At 67.2% G+C, this 14,253-nt stretch carries 16 protein-coding genes and 1 tRNA gene; 7 read left to right on the top strand and 10 right to left on the bottom strand.

Annotated features, from left to right (window positions below; genetic code table 11):
• The first annotated feature begins 7 nt into the window (after positions 1–7).
• Both OG876_RS08925 and OG876_RS08930 read left to right on the top strand, forming a co-directional pair.
• Positions 8–715: an ArsR/SmtB family transcription factor gene (locus tag OG876_RS08925; protein ID WP_328524319.1), complete on the top strand. Its 708-nt coding sequence runs from the start codon at positions 8–10 to the stop codon at positions 713–715.
• 63 nt (positions 716–778) lie between these two features.
• Entirely contained in the window at positions 779–1,015 is a 237-nt protein-coding gene (locus OG876_RS08930) for a hypothetical protein (protein ID WP_328524320.1), read from the top strand.
• 383 nt (positions 1,016–1,398) lie between these two features.
• Here OG876_RS08930 and OG876_RS08935 read toward each other — a convergent pair whose 3' ends face one another.
• The 4 genes from OG876_RS08935 to OG876_RS08950 all read right to left on the bottom strand — a co-directional run bounded on the left by OG876_RS08935 (position 1,399) and on the right by OG876_RS08950 (position 4,047).
• Positions 1,399–2,061, bottom strand: a complete 663-nt coding sequence (locus OG876_RS08935) for an anti-sigma factor family protein (RefSeq protein ID WP_328524321.1) — start codon at positions 2,059–2,061, stop codon at positions 1,399–1,401.
• Positions 2,058–2,567, bottom strand: a complete 510-nt coding sequence (locus tag OG876_RS08940; protein WP_328524322.1) for a sigma-70 family RNA polymerase sigma factor — start codon at positions 2,565–2,567, stop codon at positions 2,058–2,060. The genes OG876_RS08935 and OG876_RS08940 overlap by 4 nt, the downstream gene beginning before the upstream one ends.
• Before the next feature lie 55 nt (positions 2,568–2,622).
• Complete coding sequence (locus OG876_RS08945) at positions 2,623–3,528, bottom strand: hypothetical protein (RefSeq protein WP_328524323.1); 906 nt, start codon at positions 3,526–3,528, stop codon at positions 2,623–2,625.
• Positions 3,529–3,603: 75 nt separating this feature from the next.
• Positions 3,604–4,047 carry a MarR family winged helix-turn-helix transcriptional regulator gene (locus OG876_RS08950; RefSeq protein WP_328524324.1) on the bottom strand — a complete coding sequence of 148 codons (444 nt, stop codon included), beginning with the start codon at positions 4,045–4,047 and terminating at the stop codon, positions 3,604–3,606.
• Between the two features lie 51 nt (positions 4,048–4,098).
• On the opposite strand from OG876_RS08950, the gene OG876_RS08955 reads away from it, so the two are divergent.
• Together OG876_RS08955 and OG876_RS08960 are read left to right on the top strand one after the other, a co-directional pair.
• Positions 4,099–4,692, top strand: a complete 594-nt coding sequence (locus OG876_RS08955) for a TIGR03086 family metal-binding protein (RefSeq protein ID WP_328524325.1) — start codon at positions 4,099–4,101, stop codon at positions 4,690–4,692.
• Between the two features lie 63 nt (positions 4,693–4,755).
• Positions 4,756–5,280 (top strand): YceI family protein, encoded by a 525-nt coding sequence (locus OG876_RS08960; protein ID WP_328524326.1) that lies wholly within the window; start codon positions 4,756–4,758, stop codon positions 5,278–5,280.
• Positions 5,281–5,286: 6 nt separating this feature from the next.
• Here the strand turns inward: OG876_RS08960 and OG876_RS08965 are convergent, their stop codons facing one another.
• The 4 genes from OG876_RS08965 to OG876_RS08980 form a co-directional block, all read right to left on the bottom strand.
• Positions 5,287–5,952, bottom strand: coding sequence for a G5 domain-containing protein (locus OG876_RS08965; RefSeq protein WP_328524327.1), 666 nt, complete (start codon positions 5,950–5,952; stop codon positions 5,287–5,289).
• Positions 5,953–6,099: 147 nt separating this feature from the next.
• Positions 6,100–6,660, bottom strand: coding sequence for a hypothetical protein (locus OG876_RS08970; RefSeq protein WP_328524328.1), 561 nt, complete (start codon positions 6,658–6,660; stop codon positions 6,100–6,102).
• Complete coding sequence (locus tag OG876_RS08975) at positions 6,611–7,096, bottom strand: hypothetical protein (RefSeq protein ID WP_328524329.1); 486 nt, start codon at positions 7,094–7,096, stop codon at positions 6,611–6,613. The genes OG876_RS08970 and OG876_RS08975 overlap by 50 nt, the downstream gene beginning before the upstream one ends.
• 106 nt (positions 7,097–7,202) lie before the next feature.
• Positions 7,203–7,868, bottom strand: a complete 666-nt coding sequence (locus tag OG876_RS08980) for a hypothetical protein (RefSeq protein ID WP_328524330.1) — start codon at positions 7,866–7,868, stop codon at positions 7,203–7,205.
• Positions 7,869–8,014: 146 nt separating this feature from the next.
• On the opposite strand from OG876_RS08980, the gene OG876_RS08985 reads away from it, so the two are divergent.
• From OG876_RS08985 to OG876_RS08995, 3 genes are all read left to right on the top strand, one after another.
• Positions 8,015–8,087 (top strand) — tRNA-Lys (locus OG876_RS08985).
• 113 nt (positions 8,088–8,200) lie between these two features.
• Positions 8,201–9,691, top strand: coding sequence for a tyrosine-type recombinase/integrase (locus OG876_RS08990; protein ID WP_328524331.1), 1,491 nt, complete (start codon positions 8,201–8,203; stop codon positions 9,689–9,691).
• 124 nt (positions 9,692–9,815) lie between these two features.
• Positions 9,816–10,631: a hypothetical protein gene (locus OG876_RS08995; RefSeq protein WP_328524332.1), complete on the top strand. Its 816-nt coding sequence runs from the start codon at positions 9,816–9,818 to the stop codon at positions 10,629–10,631.
• 1,128 nt (positions 10,632–11,759) lie between these two features.
• On the opposite strand, the gene OG876_RS09000 is transcribed toward OG876_RS08995, so the two are convergent.
• Positions 11,760–12,536: a GAF and ANTAR domain-containing protein gene (locus tag OG876_RS09000; RefSeq protein WP_328524333.1), complete on the bottom strand. Its 777-nt coding sequence runs from the start codon at positions 12,534–12,536 to the stop codon at positions 11,760–11,762.
• Positions 12,537–13,423: 887 nt separating this feature from the next.
• Complete coding sequence (locus OG876_RS09005) at positions 13,424–14,149, bottom strand: HNH endonuclease family protein (RefSeq protein ID WP_328524334.1); 726 nt, start codon at positions 14,147–14,149, stop codon at positions 13,424–13,426.
• Positions 14,150–14,253: the final 104 nt, after the last annotated feature.

The following is a 14,253-nucleotide window of genomic DNA, read 5'->3' on the forward strand; positions in this document are numbered from 1 at the left end:
TGAGGTCATGAGCATGCAGGCAGAGGGACAGGAGTTGGCTGCTTGGGCTCGCATGTTGGCCGACGGGACCCGGGCGACGGTGTGCCTGGCGTTGCTTGACGGGCGGGCCTGGACGGCTACCGAACTGGCGCGAGTGGCGCAGGTGTCGCGGCCGACGATCAGCGAGCATCTCAACCTGCTCGTCGAGGGCGGGCTGCTGACCGAGGTTCGGCAGGGCCGGCATCGCTACGTGAAACTCGCCGGCCCGGACACGGCCGAGTTGATCGAGGGACTCGCCGCGCTCGCACCACGGCGTACGGAGGTCGCGAACAGCCTGTCCGCGGTCAGCAAACGAGACGCGTTCGCGCGAGCCCGGACCTGCTACGACCACCTGGCCGGCAAGCTCGGCGTGGCGCTCGCGGATGCGATGACCGAGCGCGGCCTGCTCGACTGGTCGGACGGGATCGCTCTGACGCCGGCGGGACTGGCCTGGCTGGCGGATCTCGGCATCGAGGTCGAGCCGAAGCGCGGACGGGCTGTAGTCAGATCGTGCCTCGACGTGACCGAGCGGCGCCCGCATATCGCCGGCGCGGTGGGTGCGGCCTTGTGTGGACATGCGTTGCAGCACGGGTGGGTGAGCCACATCCCCGGCGGGCGAGCGCTGAAAGTGACCGGCTCAGTACGCGAACTGGGGCTGCCTGTTGGCGTCGTACGAGAACTACTGCCCAGAGTCTGAGAACTCTATGAGGGAACACGCTTCCATGAGGCGCGGAGCGCCGAAACCACCTAGCCTTCGGCCATGACTGAGTTCGAGCCCGGCACCGATCTGGTGTCCCGCCTTCCGTTGCCCAGCCACGTGATGGTCCTGGCGGACGGTCAGTGGCGTCGCGGCTGGCTGATCGGCCGCGAGCACGAGGAGACGGGATGGACGGGTCTGGTGCAGTACGAGGTCGACGGGACGGAGCGGACGGAACGCCTGCCGGCGGACCGGATCGCGCTGCCCGCGTCGGACGGCCCAAGCGAACGAGCGTCGTAGCGCACCGAAAGCGTGCGTTGAGCTGAGGAGGGGATAACGCATGAAGGCCCCCGGGGTAGTCGACCGGGGGCCTTCGTGCGTAACGCTGCCGGGGCGCCTCGCGTCGAACGAGAACCCCGTCCCAGGCCCTTCGGGCGGTTGACCTGGGACGGGATCCTCAGTGGCGTTACACAGGGTGTATCGCTGGTGACGGGCCGAGTGTTACAGAATCGACGGAAATTCTTTGGGTACGGCGGCCGCCTGGGACACGCGGCTCCCGGGGCAAGCGGCGACCCCGGTGCACGTCCCTGAACACCGGGGCCTGGATCGGGGGCCTCTCGAGCGACCGCCGCTCTTGAGTGTCAGGTGCCCTTCTGTGCCACCGGCAATCATGCCGACAGTGATCAGAAATGCACGGCGAGCAGAACTCGTCCGGATTCCGAGCTACGGATGTCCAGTGCCTGGATCTCGCTGCGCTGCAACTTCGTGGTGGCGGCCGGTTTCACGGTCGTACCAGGCGACGACGTCCAGCTCGCGATCAGCTGTGACTTGCCGGACGTGTCTGTGACGTACAACTCGTATCCCCGGGCCCGTTCGCTCGGCGTCGCCAAGTCGTCGTACCGGCAGCTGATCTCGATCGTCGTACCCCAGCGCTCCGGCACCAGCCGCGCGTCCGCGGACAGCTTGCTGGCCACGGTCTGCGCGAGGACGACGTAGTCCCCCTGCGGTTGCTCGTGGGTGAGCGGGATCGCGATCACCGCGCCGATCGCGGCCGCGACCAGCGCGACCCCGGTCATCAGCGCGCCGAGGCGCACCCGCTGCCGGCGCTGTTCCCGCTGCACGTTGCGGACCAGTCCGGGCAGCAGGTTCGGCGGGGCGGTGGTGATGGTCGCGAGCGCCCGGTCGTCCGGCAGCGCGGCCAGCGTCCCGGGTACGCCGGCCAACGACGCCATCTCCGCCGAGCACTCGTCACACGTCTGCAGATGCTCCTCGTACGCGCGCCGATCCTTCGCCGACAACGCGCCGAGCAGGTACGCCGCGTCCCAGTCCCGGTACGGATCACTCACTGACTCGTCACCCCCTTCTCCTGCAGCGCGAGCTTCAACGCCCGCAGCCCGTAGTGCAGCCGCGACTTCACGGTGCCGGACGGGATGTCCAACTCTTCGGCGATGTCGGTGACCGTCCGGCGTCCGTAGTACGCACGAACGATGACCTGCCGATGTTCCTCGGACAGCTGGGCGAGTGACTCCGCCACCAGCCAGGCGTCCAGTACGGCGTTCGCATGGTCGGCGCTCGGGTTCTCCGGCAGGTCGTCGCTGGCGACCTCGCGGCTGACCCGGGCACTGCGCCGGTCGTCGATGACGAGATTGCGTGCCACCGTGAACAGCCAGGCCCGAGCCCCCGCCTCGTCCTCGGTCAGGATCTGCGGCCGGCGCCACGCCCGGAGCAGGGTCTCCTGTACGACGTCCTCCGCCAGCCGGTCGTCACCGGTCAGCCGCACCACGAACCGCCACAGCGACGGCGCATGGACGTCGTGCAGCTCACGCAGCAGGGCCGCCCGGTCATCGGCCATCGGCACTCCTGCTCAGTTGGCTGCTGTTCTCGCCACCATTCTGTACCGGATCGAATCACAGTCCACAGCCCTTGCAGGGATTGCGAGTGCGGCGGTGGTAGCCGTAGGCGGCCAGGGTCAGGCCGACGCCCCAGAGGAGATAGGCCGGGACCGCGACCCAGAAGAAGGCGTCCGGCAGACCGACATCGCCGTACGCGGGCTTGCCCTGGATCGCGTTGCCGATCATCTGGAGAAGCCCGACACCGAAGTACGCCGTGATCCCCGCACCCAGGCCGAGTCCCGGGAGGAGCAACATCCAACGGGGGAAGAATCGGCCAGGCCGATACACGAGCAGCAGGGGTATGGCGACGCCCGCGAGCACGAAGCCGCTTTCGAAGAAGATCCGCGAGAGGTTGCGGTCGTACGGCGTACTGCCGAATCCGACCGCAGCCTGGGCGGCCAGCCGGGTCAGACAGCCGATGACGGCGAGCCAGGCGGGCCAGGTCGGTGTCGAGGTGGGACGCGGCCGACCCGTGCAGCGAAGGCAGGTCGGGTCGAGCCTTCGCTGATAGGCCAGCGCTGTCGCCCCAAGCAGCGCGGCGCCTCCCAGCGCAGTGAACCTACTGAGCATCCCGAGCAAATCGAAGGGAATCCCGAGTCCGGGCAGGAGACCTGCCACCAGATCGAGCAGAGCGAAGCCGGCCGCGGCAACCCAGCCTGCCGCAAGCACCCACAGCAACCGGATCAGGGTGCGGGAGCGCGGCCGTCGACCGAGCGTGATCACCCAGGCAGCAGTGACGAGGCACCCGGCGACTGCAATCCAGTCCGGAACGAGGAGATCGCGCCCGGGAAGCTTCCAGACCGGCGCGTTCCCGGCGGCGAACCACACCCGCAGACAGCCGTACGCCGCCGCCCACACGAGCGCAGCCGTCGGCACCCGACTGTGTGCAACTCGAACCGGTGCCTCCACGCTCGATGCCATGCAGCCAGTCTCTGCGGCGTGACCCGCCGGACGGATCACTCCCGCGAGTGAAAGCCCTCCATCGCAAGACCGACGTCACCGCGTTGCGTCGCGGGCCTCGTGGAGGGCGCGCAGTACGCGGAGGAACGCTTCGCGGTCGGCTCGGGGGACCTTGGCGAGGAGGCGGTCCTCGCGGGCGCGGATGTCTTTGCGGACGGAACGTCGTACGCGACGCCCCTGGGTGGTGATCGAGAGCAGGCGGACGCGGCGGTCGTCCGGATCCGGGGTGCGCTCGATCAGGCCGGCGTCCTGGAGCTCGTCGAGGGTGCCGATGATCCGCGACTTGTCGGCGCCGATCGTCTCGGCCAGCGCCGCCTGGGTGCGCACCGGAGTCTCGTCCAGCACGGTGAGCACCGAATATCCCCACATCGAGACCTCGTGTGCGGCGAGCACCGGCATCTCGGCCGCGATGAGTGCCCGCACCAACGGGTACAGCATCGCGGCGAGGTCGGGACGCTCGCCTGGGTCCTCGCTCGGCATAGCCGGAAGATAACACTGGCACAATCATAAGCTGGCGCATACGATATGCTCATGCCTACAGTTGATTACGCATCCCTGGACGCCGCCGCGGTGCGGACCAGCATCGACGTCGTTTCCCGCGCCACCTCCGCCGACCTGGCCAAGCCGACGCCCTGCCGCGCCTGGACCCTCTACGGCCTGCTCGCCCACATGGCCACCCAGCACTACGGTTTCGCGGCCGCGTCCCGCGGTGAAAGCGACACGGAGCTCTGGAAACTCCGCGACCTCGGCGACGACCCGGTGAAGGCGTACATCACCTCCGCCGAACACGTCCTGACCGCCTTCGCCGAAGACGGCGTCACCGAGCGCCAGTTCCCCCTCCCCGAATTCGGCGCCGGCCTGTCCTTCCCCGGCCACCAGGCCATCAGCTTCCACTTCATCGACTACGTCGTTCACACCTGGGACGTCGCCAAGTCCCTGGGCACTGGTGTCACCTTCACCCCCGACGTCCTGACAGCCGCCCAAACCGTCGCCCAGATGGTCCCCACCGGCGACGTCCGCCTCGTCCCCGGCGCCGCCTTCGCCGCCGACCTCCCCTGGACCGGCGACAATCCGCTGGACCAGATCGTCGCTCTCCTGGGCCGCTCCCCCGACTGGCCCGCCTGACCTTGCCCGAGGCTTGTCGTGGAACAGGCCTGACACTCGGCGGCCGTGTCTCGTCGTACTGGCATGACAATGACGACGAAGCTCAGCGAGCTGACCGGGGACTACGTTCTCGATGCCGAGCGGACGCGGATCGGGTTCGTTGCCCGGCACCGGATGGGGACCAGGGTGCGAGGGCGGTTCGCCGTCTTCGAGGGAGTCGTGCGCCTGGATGGTGACGACCCGAGCGCCTCGAGCGCTCGGCTCACGATCCAGGCGGACACCGTTGACACCGGCAACGACCAGCGGGATGGCCAACTCAGCAAGACTTTCCTCGTGGCAGCGACGTACCCGGTCGTCTCCTTCGTGTCGACGAAGGTCGAGCAGACCGGCGCGACCACGTTCGACGTCACAGGAAACCTGACCATGCGGGGCGTCACGCATCCGGTCACGGTCCCGTTCGAGCTGATCGAGGCGGACGGCGACGTCACGTTCAAGGCGACTCGGACGATCAGTCGCATGCAGTGGCAGGTGAACTGGAACGCCCTGACCACCGTCATGGTCAGCCCGGACGTGATCCTCGACCTCCAGCTCACCGCCACTCGCCGTTGAGCTGTCTCAGTCCTCGCAGCCGATGCCGTCACCATCGCGGTCGAGGCCGTAGACGTCATGGCCGATCACAGTGACCGGACCTTGGACGTACGCCGGACCGTTGCCAGTGCCACCTGAGCAGTCGACATCGCTGGCGATCGGGACGCAGCCGCTGTAGTTCGGATCGCAACCCGACGACCCGCTCTCCTCCTCGACCTTGGTGCCGAGGACGGTCACCTGCGTCCGCGGTTGCTTGGAGACCTCTTGCCGCAGCAGCTCTTTGGCCGTCTGTACGCCGTTCACGTACGTGACCTCGTAGGTCAGTTTGCGTGTCCCGTTACTGCCTGTGGTCCGGATGGTCTTCTCGCCCTTCGGAAGCGAGCTGTCCGTGACCGTCTTCTTCTTGAACGGGATGGTCTTGAACTCGACGACCTGCCTCTTGGTCGTCACCCGCACCGGCGTCTTCGCGGTCGGCGCCTTCGTCGTCGGCTCCGCGGTCGTTGCGGGCTCGGTCGTTGTGGGCTCGGTCGTCGTTGGCGCCGTGGTCGACGTCGGCGTGGCGGCGGTCCGGATGCTTGCGATCGCGGCCGGTTCGCCGGCGTCCGCCGAACCCGATGACGATCCGCAACCGGTGGCGAGTGCGCCGACGGCCAGCAGCGCGATCGGCGCCAGCGCAGCACGAATGAGATGCACGATTCCCCCCAACCCGCCGTCGGTTCCCCCCGCGGCGGGATTGTCAGCGCCCGGAATTCCCGGGCAAGTTCCGATCCATACCACCGGGCCGCGGCGTCAGGCGAGGGGTCGGCGCGGATCAGTCGCGAACCGCATCGGTTTCGTGACCTACTGTCGAGTCAGCCGTGGGATCCGGTGAGGATGTGGGTCCCGATCGGGCTGATGGTGTGGCGCACGGCGTTGCCGGCGCGGCGGGTCGTGACCAGGCCGGTGCGGTGCAGGACGCGCGTGTTCGCTGGCCGAGGCGAGTGAGATGCCGGCCCGGGCGGCCAGTTCGCTGGTGGAACAGGCGCCGGCGGAGATGGATCGCAGTACGGCGGCGCGCGTACGGCCGAGGAGGTCGGCCACGGCACGCTCCTGGTCGGCGCACGGCTCGGCCCGCGCGGACCAGGCGGGGTCGTGGTGCACCGGATAGACGAGGACCGGCGGGACCTCGGGGTCGGCGGGCATGATCGGGTGCCGCCAGCAGAAGAACGACGGGACCAGGCGGATGCCACGGCCGCGCAGGTCCAGGTCGCGGTCGATGTGCCGCATGTCGACGTGCAACACCGGCGGCCTCCATTGCAGAGCCGGATGCAGGGTCTCCGCGAGGGTCTCGAAGCCGCCGGTCGTCACGGTGTCACTGTGCTGCTTCACGTCGCGGTCGATCGTGGTGGCGATCGCCGACACCTGCGGTGCGATCTTGGGTCCGGTGGAAGTGCTTCAGGCCGCGACAGACCTTCGTCAGTACGGCGGGTTCGCCGGCGGCGAGGCCACGGGTCCAGCGCGGCAACCGGACCTGTTCGGCCAGGCGGCTGAGTTGAGCGTGCAGCTGACGCCGCGGGGTCGCCGCCACCGCGGCCAGCCCGGCGTCGAGGCCGTCGGCGGACTCCGCAGGGGTGAGGAAGTCAGGCGAGTAGCCCAAGGGTGGCGCGAGTACGAGCAGCTCGCGTTCGATCGGGGTGAGCCGGGCACGGGTCCGCTGGCGCCACGGACCGAACACCGCCGGCTCGTCGTCGGTCTGCAGCATGTGCATGCCGAGCAGTACTTCCCACAACGGATCCGGCTCGCGGCCGATCGTCGTACGCGCCAGATCGGCGCACCCGAAAGAGATCCGGAAACCCATCGCCATTCCTCCCCCGAGGAAGCGGCACGCCAGTCGACTCCCCCAGCGTCACCGCCTTGACCTGTGTGCAGCACACAGCGTAGGCGACCTCAGGGTCAACCGGCGCTCAGCTTGTGCCGGCGCCGACCCCGACCAGCATCGCGAAGACGATCCCGGCGATCAGCCCGCCGACTCCCAGCATGATCAACGGTCCTGCGCTGATCGGTGGCTCCGGGACCCGCTGCTGGAAGACGGCGAACAACCGCTCCTCAGCCGGCCGCACCTCCCGCAGCATGACCACGGACGGATGCTCGTCGACGCCGAAGATCTCAAGCGCCTGCAGCCCGGAGTGAGCAGCGATCACCGCGGCCCGGACGACCCCGATGATCACGGCACCCGCCGCCACTGTCAGCACGCCGATCAAGGCCACGGTCGTCTGCGCCATCCCCGCCGTACCCACGTCCGCGGTGAACGCCTCCTTCAGCGCCTCGAACGACCACCACCCGAAGAACCCCAGCCCCGCGGCCGCCACTCCGACACCGCAGAACCCGGCAGTCAGTGGATTCTGTGTCTTCACCGCCGCCGCGAACGCCCGCGCATCGCCGGCCAGGTCCCCCGCGTCCCGGACCAGCCCTTCGTACGTCGCCAGCGCATCGGCCCGCGCCTTGAGCTTGACCCCGATCACGATCCGATCGGCCAGCCCCAGCGTGCTCGCCTGCCCGACGATCTCCCGCCAGGCATCCACCACCTCGCGATGCACCCCGATGATCGCCGCCCGCTCCACAACCCCCATGTGCGTGCCCCCTTGATCCCCCCTGAGCCTGAGAGTACGCCGACCACTCCACTCCGAACAGTGATCACTTCGCGATCCCGATCCCGCCCCCACCGACCAAACCCCTCGACAAACCTGACACACTGTTCCCCTCACCCCTCGTGAGAGGGCCTCTAGCTCAACTGGCAGAGCAGCGGACTTTTAATCCGCGGGTTGTGGGTTCGAGTCCCACGGGGCCTACCGGCAAGAACATAGCTCTGACCTGCGGGTTTTGCATTCGAGGCCGAGTCGCGACTATCGGCTGTTCGCAGGTCGTGGGATCAAACGTGGTGCGAATCGCTACGATACGGCCCATGGGATCAGCTGAGCGTGCCCCCAAGCGCCCCAAGGGCAGCGTGGAGACCTTGCCCAGCGGAGCACTGAGAGTCTCGGTCTACGCTGGGATCGACCCAGTATCCAAACGGCGGCACTACCTGCGGGAGACGATCCCGGCCGGCACGCCGAAAGCGAGCCGCGAAGCCGAGAAGGTGATGCGGCGCCTGCAAACACAGATCGATGAGCGGCGTCAGCCGCGGACGAGCGCAACTGTCAGCCAGCTCGTAGAACGCCACCTGGACCTGGTCGACCTCGAAGAGACGACCGTCCGGACCTACCGCGGCTACATGAAGCATCACATCGTGCCGATCATCGGTCATGTCAAAGTCGGTGCAGTCGAAGCGGACCTCCTCGATTCCTACTACGCCGAACTGCGCCGCTGCCGGCTGCACTGCGATCGCCGAGCCTTCACCGAGCACCGCACGGAGCGCCTCCACGAATGCGATAGCCGATGCAAACTGCATGAGTGCCGTCCGCTCGGCGCCTCGACGATTCGTCAGATTCACTTCATCCTCAGCGGCGCATTCCGGCAAGCAGTCCGCTGGAAGTGGGTTGGCGTCAACCCGATGCCCACAGGCCAGCCACCGGCCGCGCCAAAGCCGGATCCAAGACCACCCAGCGCGGCCGAGGCCGTAAGGCTCTTAGAGGAGGCGTTCAGAGACCGCCCCTGGGGCGCGTTCATATGGCTAGCCATGACGACCGGCGCGCGCCGGGGAGAGCTCTGCGCGCTGCGGTGGTCGAGGGTTGATCTCGACAACGGCACGATCGTCATCGATTCCAGCGTCGCGCAAAACAGTAGTAAGAAGTGGCTCAAAGACACCAAGACACACCAGCAGCGCCGGCTCGCGGTTGACGCCGGGACCGTGGCACTCCTTCGTGCCCACAAGGATGAGTGCCAGGCGCAGGCTGCCCTTGTCGGCACGAAGTTGTCCCCGGACGCATTCGTGTTCTCACTCGCGCCAGATCATAGCGAGTTCCTCGTGCCAGACAGCGTCAGCCAGCGCTATAGCAAGGCGGCAGCCCGGCTAGGGATCGACACACACCTGCACAATCTGCGCCACTACTCGGCAACAGAACTGATCGCCGCGGGCGTCGATATCCGCACAGTGGCAGGCCGCCTCGGCCACGGTGGTGGTGGCACAACCACCCTGCGCGTCTACACAGCTTTCGTGTCCGAATCGGACCAGCGGGCGGCGCAGACCCTGTTCGCCCGCCTCCCATCCAGGCCGGAACAGCGGACCGAATCCGAGCGAGCGCGCGTAGACCCACGCTCGCCATACGAGCATGTAGCAGCCGCGATCAGCGCGGCGGTCACCGCTGGCGAGTTCTCGCCTGGCTCAGCTTTGCCACCTACAGCTGAGCTTGCCCAGAACCACAACGTGTCGCCTGGGACAGTTCGCCGTGCCATCAAGCTTCTTGCAGACTGGGGCCTCGTCGACGACGCCCGCAGGATCACGCAACCCGAATGAACGCCTGAGCCCGGCAGCCCTCGTCCTGATCACCTCGCTGGGAAGGACGGCGGATTTCTGCTCTGGCAGCGTGGACGGCACAATCGGGGGAATCCAGGGGCAGGGCACAAGGAAAGCAGGACCGGTGGATCAACTGAGATTTGACGACCAGCTCGGTATCTACAGCGTGAGCGTTGCTCCGGAGTCGATAGGCATCCTCAAAGGAATGGGCACTCACTGCCTTCAACTTCAGATCGCGGTCGGCATTCCGGAGCTCGGCCCAGACGCTGGGCGGTTGTTGTACCTGGAGACCGCCCTCTGCGCCCCTCAGCCGGCGGGTCCAACCGTACCGATCGCCTTCGCGAACATGTCCGTACCCTTCAGGCCCGCTGGCGAGATTCGCCGCCTGACTCCGCAGTACCTCATCACGAACGCTCAACTACTCGCCTTGGAGCACCACCGCGTGGGCGACCTGCGCCTAGAGCTGCACGTCCGTGGCTTTCTTCCACAGGCAGCCGGTTACCCCGGCTCAAGTGACCTCGTCGAGTACGTCGGTATCGCCGAGAGCAGGTGGCGTCAGCAGCTTGCCGGTCTTGGCCGCTCTGTCGGTGCGGAGATGCTGATCCCGTTTCCGGCCGACGACGAGCCGCGTCACGCCGTTGCCGAGTTCCTGCGCGAGGCTCAGCGGCTACTTGGCGGCAACGAGATCGACAGCGCGATGCTTTATGTTCGCAAGGCCCTTGAAGGGATCAGGACGATCTGCGATTGGGGCTGGCCGGGCAAGAAGGGCGAGCGCGAGCGGACCGGGGGCGAGCGGTGGGCGTGGATCCGTGCGGCGCTTGAGCACCAGGCGAGCGGAGCGCTTCACGATGACGCCGGCACCAAGGACTACCGCTACAGCCGAGCGGAGGTGGAAGCCCTGATCGCCATGACCGCAGCCCTCTTAACCATCGTGACTTGAATTCAATGTCGGCCAGGCTTCCCAACCGAGCCGAACCCGCGACCTTCTCATTACGAGGAGGAAGGTCACCGTCACATCTGCCGTCTTCAGGCGTGATTCGTTGCAAGGAACCTATCTCCGATGCCCGAATTCTTCATCGGTATCGGGCAGTTCGCTCCATGAATGGCTCCACGCCGCCGCTACAACTCCCCCGTCCGCTGGCCCATCCGACCCACGATCGGGGGCGGTCTGCCCCGCCGCGGGCGTGAAACCCGACCACTACTGCGTCTGGGCGCACGAGACCGGAGGCGACCGCACCGGCCGCCTCATGCGCGGCCTCCTTTCGAGACGTTTGGCCTGGGGCACCTGTGAGAGGTCAGCTGGCGCCGTTCTCGAGGGGGAGCCAGCTCGCGCTGGTGGGAGGGGGCCAGCGTCGGGCCGCAGATCCTTCCGGCCGGCCAAGTAGTTCTGGGGCCTACGGGGGAGTTGGCCGGGAGGATTTGCGGTTGACGGTTTCGTGTCAGGCAGTGATTGCGGGGCCGGTAGCGTTGGACGGAGCTGGTTGCGTGTCCACCCCCGACGCGAGCCGGTCAGGCTGACCCGCGCCATCCCCGGCCGGGATCAGCCGTGACGAACGACCAGACGGTGGGTCTGGGTGGCGGGTTCGAGTTTCGGGCGTGCCGAACGGGTGGTAGCCACAGCCGATGCGGTAGCAGCCGACCACCCGGTCGTTGTCGTAGTTGCCCGCCGGTTCCAGGAGCAGAACGAGGGTGTACTCGTCGCCGGGTTCGACAGCGGTGTGACACCAGTCATGGCCGCCGGGGTGATCGGCGGCGTCCCAGTCACACTGGACCTCGTGATCAGCACGCTGGTGGTGGCATGTCCGTGGAGGTCATTAGGGTCTGGAGCGTGTGGCGAGACGGTGCAGTGCCGACTTCGGAGGAAGCTACGCAGGCGGTCATCTTCTATGGGAGCACGACTCGTATCAACCTCACGCGTAGGTCATTAGTAGCATCCGCACATCGCCATGAGCGCGCGGATCGCGGCTAGATGAGTGCGTTCGTCCCTACGCTTTAGCCATCGACCAGACCGCACTTCTGCGAGCGCTGGTAGGCAGTTCAGGGCGATGCCGTCTGGGTGCCCGGGGATCTAGGCACCGACTGGACGGTTCGCCGAGCCGCGTTGGCCATCCTGATTCCCGGGAGCGGCTTCGGCAATCAATGGCCGGGCTTTTGTGCCGGGGAGATTGCGTGTGTCGATGAGTTGCTGGGCGACGTCGCGGAGTTTGGTGTTGGTGTCTTGGGAGTAGCGTCTCAGGACGGTGAAGGCCCGGTCGCTGTCGAGGTCGAAGCGCTCCATCAAAATCCCCATCGCCTGTCCGACCAATTTGCGGGCGTCGACGGCTTGCGCGAGGTTCGCCTCGTGGCGGGCGCTCGCCAGCGCAACCGAGGCGTGCCGCGCCAGAATCTGCGCGACCGCAATGTCATCGGGCCCGAAAGCGTCGGGTGTGGTGCTGTACAGGCCGAGCATCCCGACGGTGCCGATGGCGGTGGTGAGCGGCACATCCAAGACGGCGCGGACGCCGAGTTCGCGCACCTCGACAGCCCATTGGGGCCAGCGACCGTCGGTGGCGGTGTCTCGGATCAAAACGTCGTGGCCGGTTCGCATCGCCTCGACCAGCGGCGCGTGCCCCGTTGCCATGGCGTGCTGGAAGATCTCGCAGACCAGCGGGTCGGTTGCCGCCGGCACCTGCGGCCGTCCGCGGCTGTAAAGGGCAATGCCGGCATGGGAACAGTCCATGGCCTGGAGCGAGAACTGCACGACCGCATCGACGGTCTCCTCGAGTCCGCCCGCGCCATGCAACTCGATCGCCAACCGGGCAAACGCCTCCGCGGCGCCTGCACCGGCAGGGTCAATCGTCGCCATCTCGGCCTCCCGGGGCGGCTCGGTGCGAGCACCCCGCTGACCGGTGTGATCTATGCCATCCATCATGGCACTTATCGTGCCGTGCGCCCACGATCCTCTCAACGTGACCGGCGGGACGCCTCAGGTGACAAGACTCGGGCGTCTGCCTGGGGGGCAGGGGTCGCCTCGCCCACTTCCGCGACGCATGCCGTCGCCCACCAGGAGTAGCGGACTGGCGCGTACCGGAATCCGCTCGAGGATCCAGGGGTCATACCGAAGGGCCCAGGCCCGGAGCGTCACCCTCCCACGCACCGCTGGGCCCTTCACCCACCGGCCCTCGATCAAGCCACTTCGAACGATGTCGCTCTCACGATGAGCAGGCGACTGAGTTCTCATGCGCTCAAAGCACCTCTCGCCCAGGAAGCGCAGGAAGGTCTTCTGGACGCAACTCCGCCCGAACCCGGAGATACCGCATGCCGTGGCGGACTTGTCCAGCTTGGGTGGCGGCGTCGGCAGTGACCTCGGCGCGAGCCTTCGCCTGTCGGAGTCGAACCGACGACCTTCTCATTACGAGGAAGAACGACAGCGTCGCATCCGCTCTCTACCAGCGCTTCTAGCAACACGGCCGCCCCCAGCGAGAGCGAGATTCCCCATGCGTATCCGTCGTTTCGTGCCACGAGTCATGCCATGCATCTCGACCACCCCTAGGTTGCGGCGATCGTCCACGTGCGTCCGCTTCTCGTGAAGTGCGAGTCGGCCGCCGCGCGCTTAGCTTGCACGTGGATGGAGACAACGTGGCCGCACTGCGGCTGTACCTCGGCCCAGGTTCGTCGACCACCATCAAACCGGTGGCGGCATAGTGATGGTCAAGCAACTGGACGGCTGACGCCGTCGCCACGCCTGGCTTTCTAGGGGCAGGTTCGGGTGATCGCCTGGGCGGCGTTGCGATCGGCCCCGGTGATCGGCAGCGCGTACTTGCGGGCGACTTGGAGGTACCGCAGGACGTAGGTGCATCGGTAGCTGCGGTTGATCGGCAGCCACTCGCCAGGCCCAGCGTCGTTCTTTGACGCGTTGGCCGGTCCATCAACAGCCAGCAGGTTCGCTGCCTGGTCGTTCGCGAAGTCGACGCGTCGCTGGAGCGGCCATCGCGCCGCGCCCATGTCCCACGCCAGCGCGAGCGGATACACGTGGTCGATCTGCACCTTGTTAGCGGCGGCCTTGCGGAACTCGACCCGGCGACCGGTGTAGGGCTCGACGGGGAGGGTGCCGGCGATGACCACGCATCTGGAGCCGCTGCGGTACTGCACCGCGGTCAGTTGGGCCGTGAGTATGTCGTTGCGGGTGTCGCAGCCGTTGTGGCCACCGCGGCCAGCGTGGTCGTCGGTCCAGGTCTGCCCGAACTGGTCTCGCTTGTATCCCGGCACCTCAGGCCGGGCGGCAATGACTCGGAGCTCGCGGAGTTCGGCAGAGATCAACTTGGCCGTGCCGGCCGCTGGCTGAACGGGGACAGGACTGCTGGTGGGTGTGGCTCGCGGAGGTGGGTTCGATTTGGCTGGGTTGGCTCCGGCGACTGGATAGGCGCACCCGGTGATGACGACGGCGAGGACGGTCAAGGCGACAAGGGGGTTGCGCATCACGTGACCTTAAAGTATGGCTGAGGTCTCGCGCGCCTCAGGTCATGGCTCGGGCTCCTCTCGGACTCACCAGCTGCGCGAGCTGGGCAACGCTCAGCGGTTCA

It is taken from the genome of Kribbella sp. NBC_00359 (assembly GCF_036097425.1).
Classification (GTDB): domain Bacteria; phylum Actinomycetota; class Actinomycetes; order Propionibacteriales; family Kribbellaceae; genus Kribbella.

Bases quoted from the DNA above. Each gene is read 5' to 3' on its own strand.
- OG876_RS08980 (WP_328524330.1), bottom strand. From the start codon at position 7,868: ATGGGGGTTGTGGAGCGGGCGGCGATCATCGGGGTGCATCGCGAGGTG.
- OG876_RS08975 (WP_328524329.1), bottom strand. From the start codon at position 7,096: ATGGGTTTCCGGATCTCTTTCGGGTGCGCCGATCTGGCGCGTACGACG.
- OG876_RS08960 (WP_328524326.1), top strand. From the start codon at position 4,756: ATGACAATGACGACGAAGCTCAGCGAGCTGACCGGGGACTACGTTCTC.
- OG876_RS09000 (WP_328524333.1), bottom strand. From the start codon at position 12,536: ATGGCGACGATTGACCCTGCCGGTGCAGGCGCCGCGGAGGCGTTTGCC.
- OG876_RS08945 (WP_328524323.1), bottom strand. From the start codon at position 3,528: ATGGCATCGAGCGTGGAGGCACCGGTTCGAGTTGCACACAGTCGGGTG.
- OG876_RS08950 (WP_328524324.1), bottom strand. From the start codon at position 4,047: ATGCCGAGCGAGGACCCAGGCGAGCGTCCCGACCTCGCCGCGATGCTG.
- OG876_RS08990 (WP_328524331.1), top strand. From the start codon at position 8,201: ATGGGATCAGCTGAGCGTGCCCCCAAGCGCCCCAAGGGCAGCGTGGAG.
- OG876_RS08940 (WP_328524322.1), bottom strand. From the start codon at position 2,567: ATGGCCGATGACCGGGCGGCCCTGCTGCGTGAGCTGCACGACGTCCAT.
- OG876_RS08955 (WP_328524325.1), top strand. From the start codon at position 4,099: ATGCCTACAGTTGATTACGCATCCCTGGACGCCGCCGCGGTGCGGACC.
- OG876_RS08930 (WP_328524320.1), top strand. From the start codon at position 779: ATGACTGAGTTCGAGCCCGGCACCGATCTGGTGTCCCGCCTTCCGTTG.
- OG876_RS09005 (WP_328524334.1), bottom strand. From the start codon at position 14,149: ATGCGCAACCCCCTTGTCGCCTTGACCGTCCTCGCCGTCGTCATCACC.
- OG876_RS08925 (WP_328524319.1), top strand. From the start codon at position 8: ATGAGCATGCAGGCAGAGGGACAGGAGTTGGCTGCTTGGGCTCGCATG.